Genomic DNA, 15,543 nt, shown 5'->3' with positions numbered 1-15,543 from the left:
AGTCACCGCCCCAGTGGGCAATCAAGATAGTAGCGAATGGCGCGATTAGCTACTCAAAACCCACCTATTGCGAACGCTGAATCGCTCTAAGCAACTCTAATTTTAAAGACTCCGAATAGTCATCTTCATATAGAATGGAATAAATTAGCTCAGAAAATAGGTCTTTATCAATCATATTATCGGCGACCCAAACGGCAATATTCTCCATCTCAAACACAAAATGACGCACCAAATAATCAAAGCCATTTAACTCTAAAAAGTACGCACCCAAAGCGATTGACGAGCGTTTATTGCCATCATTAAACGCATGGTTTTTATTGATGCTATACACCAAATGCGTGAGCTTATCCTCAAGCTCTGGATAATATAAATCATTCTGAATATGCTCAAGCGGGCTTTCAATCTGTCCGATATCTTTAGTTCCCGAAAGACCGCCTGAATGCTCTACTATCCAATCATGGGTATCGATAGCATGACGGGCATCAAAATAAAGAAACTTAGACGTATATTCCTCAGTCATTTCTCTGTCCTTCATCGGTCTTTTAGGCGTTTAAAAACAGCTAATGTTTCTGGATCGTTTAACTGCTCCTCTAAAGAACGACTTTTTTCACCTAAGAATTTTTCAAAGTCCGCTTCAGGTACTGCCTGGATATAAGCTTCTAGCTTTTCATGCAAAGCGTCTCTGAAACACAGGTCACGACTCGCCATTTTGGTTCGTACATCAATGATATGGGGTTTGTGTGCAGGATGTTTTGCAAAATGACTAATAATATCTTTGGCTTCTTGATTGGTCAGCTTTGCGCCTTTCTTCTTACTAGCTTGCTCAAATTCATAGGCGATACCAGACTCAAAGCTGGATATAACGGTGAGTACCTCAGCATACAGGGTGTCACGAATATTTTCTGTTTGAGCTAATTTAAGTATTTGACGATACTCTTTGGCATTTTCCTGAAAAATACACTTATAAATAATATCAGTGAAGTTTTTATACTTCCACTTATTGCCTTCAACGTAATTATCTAATGCATCGGTGAATAATTTTCGGTAATTCTCTTCTTGGAACGATGCAGATAAAAAGTTTTCATCCCGTTGATTGATATATTTTGTCTGTCCCCCCGCTTTTTCCGCCATAACGTCTAATACAATATCGAGTAGACGTGACCGCAGTAATTTAGCGGGTTCGCTCTCTGTGAGTAGCATACCGAGATTTAAAACGGCTCGAAAAGAAAAAAGACCTAAAACACTGGTTTTGGTACCGTCATGAATGTCGGTACCATAGCTTAAAGCCATAAACTGCTTGAGTTTTGCACCTCTAATAATCATATATCCATTATTTTTTAGCTCATCGGAATAACTCACTAAGTAGCGTTCTATCGTACGCTCACTAATATCATAAATATCCATAACCTGTTGCTTAGTAAACACCAGCTCGCCATCAAAGGTAACGCCACCAAGCTGTAAATGTTGCTCTGCTTGTTGCAGAGCATAGCGGTTGTTGAGTATGTTTTGACGGTCATTGACAGATTCAGTAAGATTATTAGCCACTTTTAATGTCCGTTATTTTTTGAATGCTTTTAAGCTCTGTAGCTAAATAGCAATGAGATGTTTATTTTAGTTTATCTTATCTAAAACTCTATTGCTTCCTTCAAGTAAATTTATTTAAACCACAACAAGACAAGGTTTAAAACTTAGCTTCAACTGGAGGTGCGGTTAATCTCGATTGAAACGGATATATTGCTTGCCAAAAACACCCTAAACCAAACGTATATGCTTAATAATATAGTGATGCTTTAACTAATATAGCTAAAGATTAAACCGTGGATTTTGCCTCGCCACACGATGCCCTTTCTGCCTACTAAGATATACATTTGACTATACACTGCCCTACTGCCTCTCAAAAACCTGACCATCAAAATAGCCACGCATTCCACAGTTCACTTTTGCATATTGGTTATTAAGGTCTCTCACTAGAATTTGGGTTTTACCCTCTTGAGTGACGGGATAAAAGCGCAATTCGGTCGTTACGCCGTTGTAAACGTCCCTGATTTCCCAATGGTTTTGCGCCCAGTGTGCCAAGGTTTCATCCACGCTACAGGTATGTCCATTGGTAAAATCAAGCCACATATCAATGACGGCGAGATAAGGTCTTTCACTGACTTTCATGATATACAGTCTGTTATTTTTGATGGTAGCCTCGTTGTTATTAACCTTTTTACTAACATTGAGATTAACCTTGTCATCAACAACAGAAATTTCTGATGAGCCAATAAAGTTGCCAAAGGCCTCATCGTCAACGAGGTCGCCACGACCACGGTCATTACCGCAACCAACCTGACACCCCAATCGTTCTTCATATTCACGCATAAGGCATGAGTCATCTTGGCAAGTATTGCGCTGAAAGGTGAGCCACCTGTGTTGCTCAGAGCGAACACGATTGACAGCGTCGCTACCTTTGCGCTTTGCTTTTGCAAGGTAATTGTTGTACTGCTTTGCCATCTTTTCATCTTGATCAGACAATATTGGACTCGTACAAATTAAATTTTCAACAGTACTACTGGCTTTGTTACAGTCGAAACTGGCTGAGTGTGCAGGAAGGGCATATAGGCTCGCGCTTAGGAAGGTAGAGACGGCAATTGAAATTACTGTCCATTTTTTCATAGCGTTTCTCCTAATTACGACGGATAAGAATGATACGACGGATAAGACTGATACAACAGATAAGACGTGTATTTGAAATTATTCCATACCCTTTATTAACATTTATGATGATAGTTATTATATTTACTAGAAATAAACATAAATACCAAAGTTTACAGGCGTATACTTAAAGTGTGCATTTATTGGCTTTGATATCATTTTATGGGTCACAGCGACAGTACAAATGGCTAGTACATTAGGAATAGCCAGTACGATAAGAATGGCTAGCAGAGCACAAACAAGGAGAATACTGTGATGGAACATAGTAATAAAAATACGGCAAAGCATGTCAGTAAAGACTGGACGGATGGCAATCAAGCCAAAGATATGGGAAAGTATAGCGATAATGATAGAGCATACGACTCGTGTGATCGTGTTATTCAAGACATTAATGAGGCGGTGGATAAGCAAAGTGAGTCGACAGATTGTGAAGTTGGCGAAGAAGGGTGCTGATAATGAGCTTGACCCAGCTATGACTAACCTTGCTCACTTATTAACAAAACTATACTGCCTATAAAGCTAAATGGCATCTTTCTGACATGGGTAAGCTTAATAAGTATGCGACACCAGATAGTGATCTGACACAACGTATTGCTCGATACGGTTTTAAGGATGATGTGGGTATTGATGATGTGATAGGGATGGCGCATGGGGGTTGGATGAATGACCACTAGAGGAAGACACAGTGGCTACAGTCATAGCCACTGGTCTGTTAAACCTTCAACTCTTGCACGTTTTGCTTGCTGCTTGTGCCTTTTGGTACACACTATCTGCATCCACGCCTTTTTCTTTTAATTCGCTTAGATACTTTTCAGTTTCAGACTTGAGCAAATCCTTCCATCTAGGATCATTTAAGGGATCTGGTATTTCAACAATAGTATCGCCTTTTGCAATCGCTTCCTCTTTGTACTTAGCATCTTCACTATCAAAGACTTCACCTGCACGGCGAGACATTGCAGCTCCAGAATTATCATCGATTACTTTTTTTAGATCGTCAGGTAAACTCTCGTATTTATCTTTATTCATGGTGGCAAAGATAGCAGGACTGTACAGCGGGATATCGGTATGCGTATTGAGAAGTTCATTTAACCGAAATGCGCCGACGCCATCCCAAGTAAAACTGACCCCATCAATAACACCACGTTGCAGTGCATTATATTGATCAGGTGCAGGTAGTCCCACTGGCGTACCGCCTGCTGCTTCAATGATATTGATGGCTATGATAGAGGGGCCTCTCATACGTAAGCCTACCATATCTTCTGGCGTCTCAATTACCTTATCCACAGAGTGCAAAACGCCTGGACCGGCTGCCATCATAAATAATTGGTGAGTATCGTCATACTCACTTGATATCACCTTGTCATTATACAACGTTTGTAAAATACAATTTAATTGACTTGAGGAAGTGGATAGTCCTGGAAGCTGGGTTATTTCAGTGAGTGGAAAGCGGCCATTAACATAACCGGGAATTTGCACACCAATATCGACAACACCTTTCACAGTAGCATCATAGGTATTGTCAGGCTTACTTAAAGTACTAGAAGGATATATCTCAACTTTTAGTCTGCCATTCGAATCCTCCTCGATTTGCTTAGCCCAAGGTTCGAATAGCTCTTTGTGAATGACCCCAGTGGCGGGCCATAAATGCGAAAAGCGTAATACGGTTTGTTCTGTTGCTTTATCACCAGTGGCATCGGTAGCATTATCCGTATTACTACAACCACTTAAAGTGAGCAATACGGCTAGAGCGATAGTTGAATAGCTTAATTTTTTCATCATAAACTCCTTTTAAAAATAAACATCGATATTAAATAAGCTTTAATATCTAATGTTTTAATGAATACATCCTTGATTCATTTAAAAACATTTCAGCACAGACACCCTACTACATTAGAGTTACTGGCTAGATTTAGTACTTTCTTAATTACCTTTAAATAGCGTCTTCCCCCATATGTAAATAAAACGCCTCAGGATTACTATAAGTTTTCATCTGAAGTTGACCATTAGATTGAATATATCCTACTTGTTTGGCATAACTCTCCCATTCCAGCACAAGCTCTTGCGTCTTTTCAGGGTATACGTTCGCCAAATCTATCAACTCAAGCTCATCCTCTTTTAAGTTATAAAGATGCCAATGCTTGCCGTCACCATAAGGGGGTGGCTGGAATAACACCTTCCAGTCTCCTTTGGTTAAGGATTTGTTTTCCATAATTTCAAAGCCAATGACATCATTATCACCCCGATGCTTAGCTGTGCTTGCCCCTGTCAGTAATTTGGCATACGATTTGCCATATAAAGGGGCTAAAGGCTGTCCGTTAATGCTAGTTGGGCGGGTACTGTTGGTTAATTCGAGTATGGTAGGGAACAAGTCGGTAACATGAATACGATTTTGCGTATCGATACCCCTTGCTTTAATGCCACGTCCGGAAACGACTAGCGGTGTTTTGGTACCGCCCTCATATGACGTTAGTTTGAAATAGGACAGTGGCGTATTAGCTACTTGAGCCCATCCTGGCCCAATGGATATAAACGAGTTGGGACGTCCTATATTGTCGTAACTATTATCAAACTCTTTTTCGATTTGCTCTTTGGTATTAGGCGCATAAAACCAAGGCTGTTTGGGGTTGGCACCGTTATCCGACATAAAAAATATAATAGTGTCATCCCATTGATTCATGTCTTTAATTTTATTGATGACACGGCTCATTTGCGCATCCATACATTCAAGCATCGCGCTATAAACCTCCATGGCTCGTGCTTCCATACGCTGTTGTTCTTTGGGTAAGCTATCCCAATTAGGTATGTTACTATCGCCGGGGTTTAACGGTGTCTTGGGTGCTAATAAACCCAACTCTTTCATTTTCTTTAATCTACGTGACTTGGTGACTTCATAGCCAACATCATACATACCTTTATAATTATTGATCCATTTGTCAGGAACCTGAATCGGGTCATGCGGTGCAGTAAAGGCTAGATAAGCAAAAAAAGGATTGTCATCTGTTTGCTCCCCCAAGTACTGAATCATTTTATCGGCAAAGTTAACCGATGAGTAAAAATCCTCTGGTAAACGATCCAAGCGAGTATCATTTTCGACATAAAAATTAGTACCCCTCTCTGTACGTGACAAAGGACGCATATCCGCCCAGTGACTAGTACCACCCCCCATAAAAGCAAAAGATTTCTCAAAACCTTGTTGGCTTGGGTATTTATCTTGACGGAAGCCTAGATGCCACTTACCTGACATATAAGTATGATAACCATTAGACTGCAATACCTCTGCAATGGTAGTCACACGGTTATTAAGCCAGCCCTCATAGCCAGGTTGATTAAATTGATTGGTAGTGTGAAAAGGCGGCATATTGCCAAGACCACATAAATGATTGTCAACGCCCGTCAATAACATCGCCCGAGTTGGCGCACATAATGATGACACGTATGAGTGACGAAATCTTACACCCGTATTACACAACTGGGTAAGATAGGGCATTTTAGCTTCACCACCATAGGGGGTAGCATCACTAAAGCCCATATCATCAACCACGACCACTAATATATTAGGCCTTTTTGGCTTTGAATTATTCTGTAGTGCCTTATCGTCCTTTAAGACTGTAGACGCACTAAAGCCTGTATTAGTCACTGCCATAGAACTAGATCCAATCATCGTTTTAAGCGTATCTCTTCGATTTATAACCATCTTATCCCCCTTCCTTGGATTCATTTAATCCAATTGAAATATGATGTGCAGCATTTTACTCTGATGAATTTGCCGAGAAGGATGTATGTTGCTGCACCTTATATATTCATCCCTAAGGTCTTACTGCTACTATCGATTCTGCTACTTTGCGAGGTGCTGTCTCGTTAATAAAGAAACTGGCTATCATACCGATGATAACACCCACTAAACTTAGGTAAAATATATTTTCAATCCCATAGTTCTCAGCGATAATGCCTGACAATACAGGGGCAATGCCGCCACCAAATATCTCGCCAGCCCCAACCACTAAGCCGATCGATGAGGCAACCAGTCCTGCTGGTGCAGACTCAGCGGCTAACGGCCCTGATAATAGCGCAATCAAGCCTAAACTAAAAAACGATAGCACAAACAGCACACCGAATAACTGGGGCACGGAAGCGGGGGTGTTGGCTAAGATATAGATGAATATGGCAGAACCTAGAAATCCTAAGATAGAGGCCATACGGCGGCCAATCCAATCCGATATGGCAGGCACTAAAAACTGACCTAAAAACCCTCCAAAGCCAATAGCAGAGACGATGATACCCATATCTTGTGGGGTTAATTTTAGAAAGTTCTCAAGATATAAAGGCAACATAGCGCTGATGACAAACACACAAGACATGGTACAACACAAGCCAATCATACTTAATAAGATATTACGGTTCTTAAGTAATTCAAACCAGCTTATTTTCTCTTGTGACACCATTGCCTTTTTCTCAGCGATGAGTATCTGACCGCCTTGTGTTTGTTCTGGTTCGCGTAAGACGAAAAACAATAATACGGCTAAGATAAAGCCAGGAATCGCCACCACCCAAAATACTTCACGCCATGAGGGAACGACCAACATCAATTGTGTCGCAATAATAGGACCTAACCCCAGACCAAATAAGGCAAAGCCACTTTGCTGTAAGCCTTGTAACGCACCTCTGCGTGATGGTTTGGCCGCAACAGCGGTCGCCGCAAAACTGGTAGGACAGAACGCCCCTTCAGAAACCCCCATCAAAGAGCGGATGAGTATTAAACTGGTCAACCCCATGGCTGCACCAGAAAGTCCTGACGCTAATGAGAACATTACCAGTGAGGCAATCAAAATTTTACGATGTCCAATTTTATCCGACAACCTGCCTGAGAAAATCGCAAATACCCCCCATGCAATCCCCAGCGCACCGAATATTAAGCCAACATCTTGATAGTTTAGAGACAAGTCACGCATGATTGAGGGCAGTAATGGGGCAATAATCCAACGATCTAAGCCAACTAACCCGAAAGCCAACGTCAGTAGTACCACTACCTTCCATTCGTAGGCGGTATCCCATTTTAAAGTTTTCATCTTAATATTCCTTTTAAGTGAATTTAGAAAAAGAAAATGAATCAATGTGTTCAACACTTTGTTCAACACTTAGACAGCGCTTGGATATCACTGATTTGGTTAGTGTTCTTTTTCATAGTATTCGAGAACTTCCATGTTCCAATACTTCCAATTATAAGCACATTAATTGTTCGAAAGCGGCAAACAGTCATGTTGCCATTTCGCACATTGTTTGCAGTGAATTATTGGCGTATGTTGTAAAAGTCAAGAGAACTATTTTGAGCTTGATACTAAGGGATGACACTCACAAAATTTAAGTACGCAGTCGTAAAGGAGACAGATATGGATGTCTATACCACTAAGCTAGGTAGTTTGGAAAACTATGAGAAAGGATCTATTCAGATTATTAAAGGTAAAAAATCCAATTATGCTTTTTCAAATATTTTTGAAGTAGCGTCTAATGCTCAGCCTTATGAAAAAACTATTGTCGGTAAGAACCTAAAGTTCGTCATTGAGAGTGTACGTGCAGAGGGTCAATCGCCATGGTACACCGCCTCACATGATGAGTTCGTCATCGCTATGGATGGTGCGGTAAGAGTGGATTTTCTGAAACTCAATGAGGATTCTGTGATATCTGACGAGCAAGAAGGTACCCATCTGGCAGGTGAGCAACCCAGTGGAGAAGCAATGGGTTATGTCCTATTAAAGCAAGGTCATCAGGCTATCCTACCTGCGGGCACTGCTTATCGTTTTGAGACCTCTAAGCCTTCAGTGCTATTGATTCAAACTATCCAAGGCCCCCTATCAATAGAGAAATGGAATGAGATTTGTTTTACATAATTTTTTATTAGTTTTTTTTAGCTTATTAGCTCTTAAGAGATAACTTTTAATAACTAGGTTCTCAGAAACCTTGAGAGTTTCTGACAATCCACCAAGGGAATTACATAACATTCAAGGAGAGAGAAAATGACCGTCACTTTTGAAGATACTGGCGTTACCGTTATCGCCCGTGATGACATTACTGGCTATGCTTCTTTTCAACTGGGTAAATTTACCTTCAGTAGAGATGAGTATTTTGTAAAAATCACGTGGGAGGCTAAGAACGAAGAATACTCTCATCTTATGTCTGCCGACGCTTTTCTAAGAGCATTAATGCGCGATGTGGCATGGGGTTTCTTTTATGGCTGGGTCAACTTTGATCATGTCATCGGCACCCAAAACCATTATGGCAGTGTAGACCTCTATGCAGGCACTTTTAATGGTGTGTTTAGAGAGGCCGGCGTAGATTATGTTGAGAACTTTGAGACGCCTGTCATTATGCAGACCTTTAAAGCCATTTTACATGACTGGGTTAATGAAAGTTTCGATCCATTTGCCGCCCCCGAAGAAACGGGCAGTGCCTTTGGTCGTAAAAACGGCAACAACAGTGAGGCGATTGACCGCTATCGAATTGCGACAAAACGCATGCCGGGTTTAGAGGGAGACTCACCGTTACGCGACGATTTACCTGTCAATCGTCATTTTAAAGATATTGCACAAGATGAGCCTGTTGTACATTGTGAGCCGGGATTTGAAGGTCAGCTTAGCGGCTTTAATCTCTTTAAGTATCTCTCTCGCTCTGATGTGACATGGAACCCATCGGTGACCTCAGTATGTAAAGAAAGTCTATTTTGCCCGACCACAGAGGAATATATCTTACCCGTGTTCCATGGCAACGATCGCGTCGAATGGTTTTTACAAATTTCAGATGAGATCACTTGGGATATTGGCGATAAAGTAGATGGTAGTCCGATTGCTAGAGTCATCATGAAAGCAGGTGATATCGCTGCCATGCCAGCCAATATTCGTCATCAAGGCTCTTCTACCAAGCGCTCTATGTTACTCGTTTGGGAAAACGCCACACCGAATATTCCAGAGAAATATGCATCAGGTGAGTTGTCGCCCTATCCAATAGACTTTTGATAACTCAATTAAAGAGCCTCTTGCCCTTTTACCCTTTCATTCGAATTTATAGGTTAAGTTATGAATACTCAGTTATTTATTGATGGTCAATTTGTCCCTGCTAGAAATGGTGGCACGATTGACGTGATCAATCCATACAACGGCGAACTCATCACAAAGATTGCGGCGGCTGAAGCCGAAGATGTCGATTTGGCTGTCGCCGCGGCTAAGCGCTCATTTCCAGCATGGTCTGCTATGGGTGCGTCTGAACGTGGTAGGCTGTTATTGAAATTAGCAGACCTTATCGAGGACAATTTAGAAGAATTAGCACAGCTTGAGTCATTAGATACGGGTCATCCTATTCGAGATTCACGCCGTCTGGATGTGCCCCGTACTGCAGGCTGTTTTCGATACTTTGGCGGTATTGCCGATAAGATAGAGGGCTCGGTTATTCCTGTTGAGCCTGGGTTTTTAAACTATGTATTACGTGAACCCATTGGCGTAGTTGGTCAAATTGTACCGTGGAATTTTCCACTGATGTTTACCAGTTGGAAACTAGGCCCAGCTCTGGCAGCAGGTAACACCGTGGTGTTAAAGCCTTCTGAATTAACCCCATTATCAACTATAAAAATAGCCGAGCTGATAAAAGAAGCTGGCTTCCCTGATGGGGTAGTCAATGTGGTTGCAGGTTATGGTAAAACGGCAGGTCAACGCCTTGCCGATCATGAAGATGTCGGCAAAATTGCCTTTACCGGTTCAACAGCGACAGGGCGTAGCATTGTCCACTCTTCAGCAGGTAACTTAAAACGCGTCCAGTTAGAATTAGGTGGCAAAGGGGCAAATATTGTCTTTGAAGATGCCAATATTGATGCAGCAGTCAATGGGTCTGCATGGGCAATTTTCCATAACCAAGGACAGGCCTGTATTGCAGGGTCACGTTTGCTATTACATGATGCAATTGCAGATGAGTTTTTGGATAAATTTATCAAGCTTGCTGAGTCTATTAAGCTGGGCGACCCATTAGATCCTGAAACAGAAATGGGCCCACTTACCTCTGAAGCTCACCGTGATAAAGTGCTCTCTTATGTAAAAATCGCTGAAGAAGAAGGTGGTAAAATTCTATCTGGGGGTAAATCTCCTGAGGACGAAGCGCTTAAGAATGGGTTCTATCTACTGCCTACTATTGTCGATGCTAATCCCAAAGACCGTGTTGCTCAAGAAGAGGTATTCGGTCCATTTATTACGGTGTTAAGATTTAAAACAGATGAAGAAGCATTAGAGATTGCCAACTGTACCGAATATGGGTTAGGCAGCGGACTGTGGACCAAAGACATTCAGCGCGCCCATCAATTTGCCAAAAAGATCAATGCTGGTATGTGCTGGATTAATTGCTATAAAAGAGTCAATCCAGGTAGCCCATTTGGTGGGGTTGGTAAATCAGGTTATGGACGTGAAATGGGTTTTGAAGCCATTCATGATTACACCGAAGCCAAGTCTGTCTGGGTCAATGTTGATGCGAAAATTCCTCCACATTTTGATAGAGGCTAACGCTTAATTAGCGGGAAAACACACAAATGGAGAACATGCTCATGGATGACTTTCACTATAAAGCCTTACCGCTTAATGTACATTTTGGCATTGGTAAATCATCACAAGCCAAACAAATATTAGTTGATAACGGCTATAAAAATGTATTGGTTCTTACCACACCCGATCAGCAAGCGTCTGGAGAGAAGCTCGCCAAAGAACTGCAAGGTATTTGTGCAGGCGTCTACCCGCATGCAGTGATGCATGTCCCGATAGATGTCGCCGATAACGCTATCGAGTTTGCTAAAGTCAACCAGATTGATTGCTGCGTTGCCCTAGGTGGTGGTTCAACCATCGGGCTGGCTAAAATGATTGCTCTTAAGACTGAGATTCCGATCGTTGCCATACCGACGACTTATGCCGGTAGTGAGATGACATCCGTGTATGGGTATACGGAAGACAACTTAAAAACAACGGGCAAGGACATTCGTGTTCTGCCTAAAATTACTATTTACGACCCTGAGCTTACCTTGACCTTGCCCGCACAGGTCTCCGCTTGCTCAGGGATGAATGCGATGGCGCATGCCGTTGAGGCATTATATGCTCAAGATAAAAATCCTATCATCAGTCTACTTGCTATCGAATCCATCAAGTCGTTGGCAGCGGCTTTACCTGTGATTGTAAAAGACTTAACCGATATTACTGCCCGTCAACAAGCAACTTACGGTGCTTGGCTTGCAGGGGTATGTCTTGGCTCAGTTGGCATGGCCATTCATCATAAGATATGCCATACCTTAGGGGGCACCTACAACCTACCCCATGCACAGGCGCATGCCATTACCTTAGCCTACTCTGTGCACTACAATCGCAATGCAGATATTGAAGCGATGGATAAACTGGCAGAGGCCTTGGGTGTAAATAGCCGTGAAAAACTTGGATTAGCCATTTATCGCCTAAACGAATCGTTAAATATTCCGCTAGCATTAAAAGACATTGGCTTGCCTGAGGATGGCCCTGCTAAAGTGGCTCAGATTGTCTGTGACAGTCCGTATTATAACCCTCGTGACTATGAGTTCGATGAGTTAAAGGACTTATTAACTAGAGCCTATCAGGGTTTACCCCCTGTTTAAGCGCAATACTGCCTGCTCAGGATGAGTACGCGGCTTAAAACGGATATTACAATCACTTACCTTGGTGTCGTCATCAATAACTCGTCAAATGACTTAAAGTTATGAGCCATTTTATGAGCCGCTTTATAAACCATTGATTATATGATGGATTATCATGATAAGTGACAGGGAATAGGGAGTAAAACATGGACGTAACCTCACAAGCCGTTGCCAGCTTTCAGCAAATTGAAAACCCGCGACACAAACAGCTCATTACCACTCTGGTACAAAAGCTGCACGACTACGTTCAAGAGGTGCAGTTAACGGAAGAAGAGTGGCTGTATGCGATTAACTTCCTGACCGAAACTGGGCAAATGTGTCATGAACAGCGCCAAGAGTACATTTTATTATCTGATGTGCTGGGCGTCTCTATGCTAGTCGATGAAATTAACAATCAAAAGGATGACACCCAAACCCCTTCCACCGTGTTTGGGCCATTCTTTGTGGATAAAATGCCAATACGCAAGTTTGCGGACAGTATTGTGGTCGAGGGTAATCAGCCTGCTATTCCTTTACTAGTGAAAGGGCAAATTCGCAATACAAAAGGGGATCCCATTAGCGAGGCCTATATCGATGTCTGGCAAACTGCGGATAATGGGATGTATTCTGGACAAGATCCTGAGCAACAAATCGACAATTTACGCGGTTTATTTATTAGTGAGTCCGATGGTCGCTATGCCTTTAAGTCAATCTTACCTGTCAGTTATCAGATTCCGTCAGACGGCACAGTGGGACGGCTACTCAATTATGCCAAACGCACCTTTTGGCGACCTGCTCATATTCATTTCAAAATAGTAGCTCAGGACTATCAGTCGTTAGTCACCCATTTGTTTATAGAAAATGATGACTATCTGCAAAACGATGCCGTTTTTGGTGTGAAAGAGCGTTTGATTGTAAAGCCAACACTTGAGCATGCCAACGAATATAGTAAAACCGTGTACGGGCTGGATAAGGACTATTACCAAATCGAATATGATTTTGTACTGTCAGGGGGGTAATAATGACCCAATTAATCAAACTGTGTGAGCAGGTAGATTTTGCCGAAGAAAGCTGTCTGCGAGTTACCCATCCACACGATAGTAAAAAAAGCATCCTAATTATTAAAAAAGACAACCATTTATACGCTTATGAAAATGTATGTCCACACTTCTCAATACCTCTTGATTACAAAAAAGGTAAGTTTCATATCTATCGAGACCAGATAATGTGCGCTCATCATTCTGCTATGTTTACCATCACTACGGGCGAATGTGTTGACGGCCCTTGTCAAGGTCACTCACTTACTCCTGTACCCATCGATGTTCAAGATGGCATAGTATTTTTAACAGATTTTGTTTAATGATAAGAAAATCAATCATATAAACATGAGCCTGCCTACTTTGAATCATTGCTGTTATTCATCACCAAAGGCAGTAGATTGATACATCATTAGTTTTAACTGATCGTTGTCTTTATTCCAAATGGACAAGGCGCGATTTTGCAAGGTACGTGGTTGGTTATTTACCAATAATTTTGCATAAAGATTAGCGATCACAATCACGCAATCTTTCATATCAATGATATCTATGATGTCATAGTCAATGCTTTGATAATCATAATACCCTACTCGTAACTTGGTTATAAACGCCGTTAAATCTTCCACTGTGCCACTCGTATGCACGTAGCGTAAATTGTTATCACACAGGGTACTAAATTCATCAAAGCGCTTCTGAATTAAACAATCAAAGCGCTGTTTTTCAAGTGCTCTAATTTGAGTTTGAATGTCTTGGGTTGGCATAGCTATCCTATTTCCCTAATTCATTTATTGTCTCATTAAGTGTATTTGATTTTCAGTGTGTTGATTGTTTTAAATAGCAAAACACTGTGTTTATTACAACAGAGCTTAAAAGCCCATACAGTAGATGAATTGATGTTAGGCACTCATAAACACACACAAATAATAGTATAACAGGCGGCTATTGGGTGCTTAAAGCATATAACTTGTGGTCAGAATATCGCTTTACTTAGTTAAAGCAAAAAGCTTTACTTAGTTAAATGAAAATTAGTTAAAGAAAAGACTTAATCAAAGGAGAAAGATAACCCCGTTCAATGAGCGCCTCATCCCATTCAGGTAACGGCGAAATTCTTTCAATGAGAAAATCTAAAACACTGCGAATTTTGATTAAATTTCTTGAATTAGAAGGAAATACTGCTCTAAGGCTATATCTGGGCATAGGATAGTCCACCAATAACGGTATGAGCTTTTGATTTAATAGGCTATTTCTGGCAACAAGAGTGGGTAAACAAACAATAGCCCCACCTGTTAAAGCAAAATCATGAAGCAGGTGAATGGAGCTAGAAGAGACTCTGGCATTAATTGAGTACTCTTTAAACTCGCTATTAACTAAAAACTTGATTTTATTTCTTTCAGGATAGTTGGAATAATAACCAAGTTCATATTTATGTAGCTCGCTAGGATGTTGTGGTTGTCCATGCTGTTCAATAAAAGCTGGCGAGGCACAAAACACCCTATTTATTTGGAATATTTTACGTTCAATTAAACTGACCCCATTTGGTGGGAAAATTTGAAATACAATATCAAATCCAGAGGCCACAGGATCAATGACGCGATCGTTGGTTTCTATCTCTAGCTGAATATCTTTATATTTCTGAGTAAAATCAGACAAGATTTCATTAAAGAAACTTAAAGCGAAACCTGGTGCCATATACACTCTTAAACTGCCGTGCATGTCACTTTTCGCCAGTGACATATCGCCTACTAACTGCTCAAAACGATCAATGAGTTCAACACACTCTTGATAGTATTTCTCGCCAATTTCTGAGAGCCTAACTGAACGGGTACTGCGATGAAAAAGAGGGGCATTAATAAAAGTCTCAAGTTGTTGAATGCGAGTAGTCACGACAGAGCGTGTGACACCTAATTGTTTTGCTGCCTTTATAAAACTACCACTTTGAGCCACTCTGACAAATGCTTCCATGCATTTTAACTTGTCCATGATGAGTTATTCCTATACTTAAACTTTCATTATCTTAATATAGCATCATTCATCACTACCCTGAGTTTCCAATTTAGATTTATTTCATGCCCGAGTGATTCGTAAAAACTACTTTTCAATCTATCTTGACCTCGAATATAAACTCCTTTACAATTTGTTAATGTAGTA

General features: G+C 41.2%; 16 protein-coding genes. 8 read left to right on the top strand and 8 right to left on the bottom strand.

Annotated features, from left to right (window positions below):
* Positions 1 to 64 precede the first annotated feature (64 nt).
* From AC2SLN_RS11790 to AC2SLN_RS11780, 3 genes are all read right to left on the bottom strand, one after another.
* Positions 65 to 520 carry a type II toxin-antitoxin system death-on-curing family toxin gene (locus AC2SLN_RS11790; protein WP_486550183.1) on the bottom strand — a complete coding sequence of 152 codons (456 nt, stop codon included), beginning with the start codon at positions 518 to 520 and terminating at the stop codon, positions 65 to 67.
* An 11-nt stretch (positions 521 to 531) separates the two neighbouring features.
* Positions 532 to 1,545 carry a DNA-binding protein gene (locus AC2SLN_RS11785; protein WP_486550181.1) on the bottom strand — a complete coding sequence of 338 codons (1,014 nt, stop codon included), beginning with the start codon at positions 1,543 to 1,545 and terminating at the stop codon, positions 532 to 534.
* Positions 1,546 to 1,884: 339 nt separating this feature from the next.
* The gene (locus AC2SLN_RS11780; protein ID WP_486550179.1) at positions 1,885 to 2,658 is read right to left on the bottom strand and encodes a lysozyme inhibitor LprI family protein; all 774 of its coding nucleotides are present in this window, start codon (positions 2,656 to 2,658) and stop codon (positions 1,885 to 1,887) included.
* Between the two features lie 294 nt (positions 2,659 to 2,952).
* On the opposite strand from AC2SLN_RS11780, the gene AC2SLN_RS11775 reads away from it, so the two are divergent.
* Positions 2,953 to 3,150 carry a hypothetical protein gene (locus tag AC2SLN_RS11775; RefSeq protein WP_486550177.1) on the top strand — a complete coding sequence of 66 codons (198 nt, stop codon included), beginning with the start codon at positions 2,953 to 2,955 and terminating at the stop codon, positions 3,148 to 3,150.
* Between the two features lie 86 nt (positions 3,151 to 3,236).
* The gene (locus tag AC2SLN_RS11770) at positions 3,237 to 3,371 is read left to right on the top strand and encodes a hypothetical protein (RefSeq protein ID WP_486530644.1); all 135 of its coding nucleotides are present in this window, start codon (positions 3,237 to 3,239) and stop codon (positions 3,369 to 3,371) included.
* 46 nt (positions 3,372 to 3,417) lie between these two features.
* Here AC2SLN_RS11770 and AC2SLN_RS11765 read toward each other — a convergent pair whose 3' ends face one another.
* The 3 genes from AC2SLN_RS11765 to AC2SLN_RS11755 all read right to left on the bottom strand — a co-directional run bounded on the left by AC2SLN_RS11765 (position 3,418) and on the right by AC2SLN_RS11755 (position 7,763).
* Positions 3,418 to 4,473 (bottom strand): TRAP transporter substrate-binding protein, encoded by a 1,056-nt coding sequence (locus AC2SLN_RS11765; RefSeq protein ID WP_486550175.1) that lies wholly within the window; start codon positions 4,471 to 4,473, stop codon positions 3,418 to 3,420.
* Positions 4,474 to 4,627: 154 nt separating this feature from the next.
* Positions 4,628 to 6,391, bottom strand: a complete 1,764-nt coding sequence (locus AC2SLN_RS11760; protein ID WP_486550173.1) for an arylsulfatase — start codon at positions 6,389 to 6,391, stop codon at positions 4,628 to 4,630.
* A 112-nt stretch (positions 6,392 to 6,503) separates the two neighbouring features.
* Complete coding sequence (locus AC2SLN_RS11755; protein ID WP_486550172.1) at positions 6,504 to 7,763, bottom strand: MFS transporter; 1,260 nt, start codon at positions 7,761 to 7,763, stop codon at positions 6,504 to 6,506.
* 321 nt (positions 7,764 to 8,084) lie between these two features.
* On the opposite strand from AC2SLN_RS11755, the gene AC2SLN_RS11750 reads away from it, so the two are divergent.
* From AC2SLN_RS11750 to AC2SLN_RS11725, 6 genes are all read left to right on the top strand, one after another.
* The gene (locus AC2SLN_RS11750; protein ID WP_486550171.1) at positions 8,085 to 8,582 is read left to right on the top strand and encodes a cupin domain-containing protein; all 498 of its coding nucleotides are present in this window, start codon (positions 8,085 to 8,087) and stop codon (positions 8,580 to 8,582) included.
* A 126-nt stretch (positions 8,583 to 8,708) separates the two neighbouring features.
* A complete protein-coding gene (locus AC2SLN_RS11745) occupies positions 8,709 to 9,704 on the top strand; it encodes a hydroxyquinol 1,2-dioxygenase (protein ID WP_486530649.1) in 996 nt (331 codons plus the stop codon).
* A 60-nt stretch (positions 9,705 to 9,764) separates the two neighbouring features.
* Positions 9,765 to 11,231: an aldehyde dehydrogenase family protein gene (locus tag AC2SLN_RS11740; RefSeq protein WP_486550169.1), complete on the top strand. Its 1,467-nt coding sequence runs from the start codon at positions 9,765 to 9,767 to the stop codon at positions 11,229 to 11,231.
* A gap of 41 nt (positions 11,232 to 11,272) precedes the next feature.
* Entirely contained in the window at positions 11,273 to 12,340 is a 1,068-nt protein-coding gene (locus AC2SLN_RS11735; RefSeq protein ID WP_486550167.1) for a maleylacetate reductase, read from the top strand.
* Positions 12,341 to 12,525: 185 nt separating this feature from the next.
* Positions 12,526 to 13,377, top strand: a complete 852-nt coding sequence (locus AC2SLN_RS11730; RefSeq protein ID WP_486550165.1) for a dioxygenase family protein — start codon at positions 12,526 to 12,528, stop codon at positions 13,375 to 13,377.
* A 2-nt stretch (positions 13,378 to 13,379) separates the two neighbouring features.
* Positions 13,380 to 13,718 carry a Rieske (2Fe-2S) protein gene (locus AC2SLN_RS11725; RefSeq protein ID WP_486550164.1) on the top strand — a complete coding sequence of 113 codons (339 nt, stop codon included), beginning with the start codon at positions 13,380 to 13,382 and terminating at the stop codon, positions 13,716 to 13,718.
* A gap of 54 nt (positions 13,719 to 13,772) precedes the next feature.
* Here the strand turns inward: AC2SLN_RS11725 and AC2SLN_RS11720 are convergent, their stop codons facing one another.
* Both AC2SLN_RS11720 and AC2SLN_RS11715 read right to left on the bottom strand, forming a co-directional pair.
* The gene (locus AC2SLN_RS11720) at positions 13,773 to 14,156 is read right to left on the bottom strand and encodes a nuclear transport factor 2 family protein (RefSeq protein WP_486550162.1); all 384 of its coding nucleotides are present in this window, start codon (positions 14,154 to 14,156) and stop codon (positions 13,773 to 13,775) included.
* Between the two features lie 268 nt (positions 14,157 to 14,424).
* The gene (locus AC2SLN_RS11715) at positions 14,425 to 15,375 is read right to left on the bottom strand and encodes a LysR family transcriptional regulator (RefSeq protein ID WP_486550161.1); all 951 of its coding nucleotides are present in this window, start codon (positions 15,373 to 15,375) and stop codon (positions 14,425 to 14,427) included.
* Positions 15,376 to 15,543 lie beyond the last annotated feature (168 nt).

This window comes from Psychrobacter sp. CX90 (genome assembly GCF_057396305.2).
Note: the sequence above shows the minus strand (reverse complement) of the source record. Positions and strands in the feature narration are given on the sequence as shown.

Excerpts from the sequence above, each read along its gene's own strand:
- AC2SLN_RS11790 (WP_486550183.1), bottom strand. The coding sequence starts at position 520 with ATGACTGAGGAATATACGTCTAAGTTTCTTTATTTTGATGCCCGTCAT.
- AC2SLN_RS11780 (WP_486550179.1), bottom strand. The coding sequence starts at position 2,658 with ATGAAAAAATGGACAGTAATTTCAATTGCCGTCTCTACCTTCCTAAGC.
- AC2SLN_RS11775 (WP_486550177.1), top strand. The coding sequence starts at position 2,953 with ATGGAACATAGTAATAAAAATACGGCAAAGCATGTCAGTAAAGACTGG.
- AC2SLN_RS11770 (WP_486530644.1), top strand. The coding sequence starts at position 3,237 with ATGGGTAAGCTTAATAAGTATGCGACACCAGATAGTGATCTGACACAA.
- AC2SLN_RS11765 (WP_486550175.1), bottom strand. The coding sequence starts at position 4,473 with ATGAAAAAATTAAGCTATTCAACTATCGCTCTAGCCGTATTGCTCACT.
- AC2SLN_RS11760 (WP_486550173.1), bottom strand. The coding sequence starts at position 6,391 with ATGGTTATAAATCGAAGAGATACGCTTAAAACGATGATTGGATCTAGT.
- AC2SLN_RS11755 (WP_486550172.1), bottom strand. The coding sequence starts at position 7,763 with ATGAAAACTTTAAAATGGGATACCGCCTACGAATGGAAGGTAGTGGTA.
- AC2SLN_RS11750 (WP_486550171.1), top strand. The coding sequence starts at position 8,085 with ATGGATGTCTATACCACTAAGCTAGGTAGTTTGGAAAACTATGAGAAA.
- AC2SLN_RS11745 (WP_486530649.1), top strand. The coding sequence starts at position 8,709 with ATGACCGTCACTTTTGAAGATACTGGCGTTACCGTTATCGCCCGTGAT.
- AC2SLN_RS11740 (WP_486550169.1), top strand. The coding sequence starts at position 9,765 with ATGAATACTCAGTTATTTATTGATGGTCAATTTGTCCCTGCTAGAAAT.
- AC2SLN_RS11735 (WP_486550167.1), top strand. The coding sequence starts at position 11,273 with ATGGATGACTTTCACTATAAAGCCTTACCGCTTAATGTACATTTTGGC.
- AC2SLN_RS11730 (WP_486550165.1), top strand. The coding sequence starts at position 12,526 with ATGGACGTAACCTCACAAGCCGTTGCCAGCTTTCAGCAAATTGAAAAC.
- AC2SLN_RS11725 (WP_486550164.1), top strand. The coding sequence starts at position 13,380 with ATGACCCAATTAATCAAACTGTGTGAGCAGGTAGATTTTGCCGAAGAA.
- AC2SLN_RS11720 (WP_486550162.1), bottom strand. The coding sequence starts at position 14,156 with ATGCCAACCCAAGACATTCAAACTCAAATTAGAGCACTTGAAAAACAG.
- AC2SLN_RS11715 (WP_486550161.1), bottom strand. The coding sequence starts at position 15,375 with ATGGACAAGTTAAAATGCATGGAAGCATTTGTCAGAGTGGCTCAAAGT.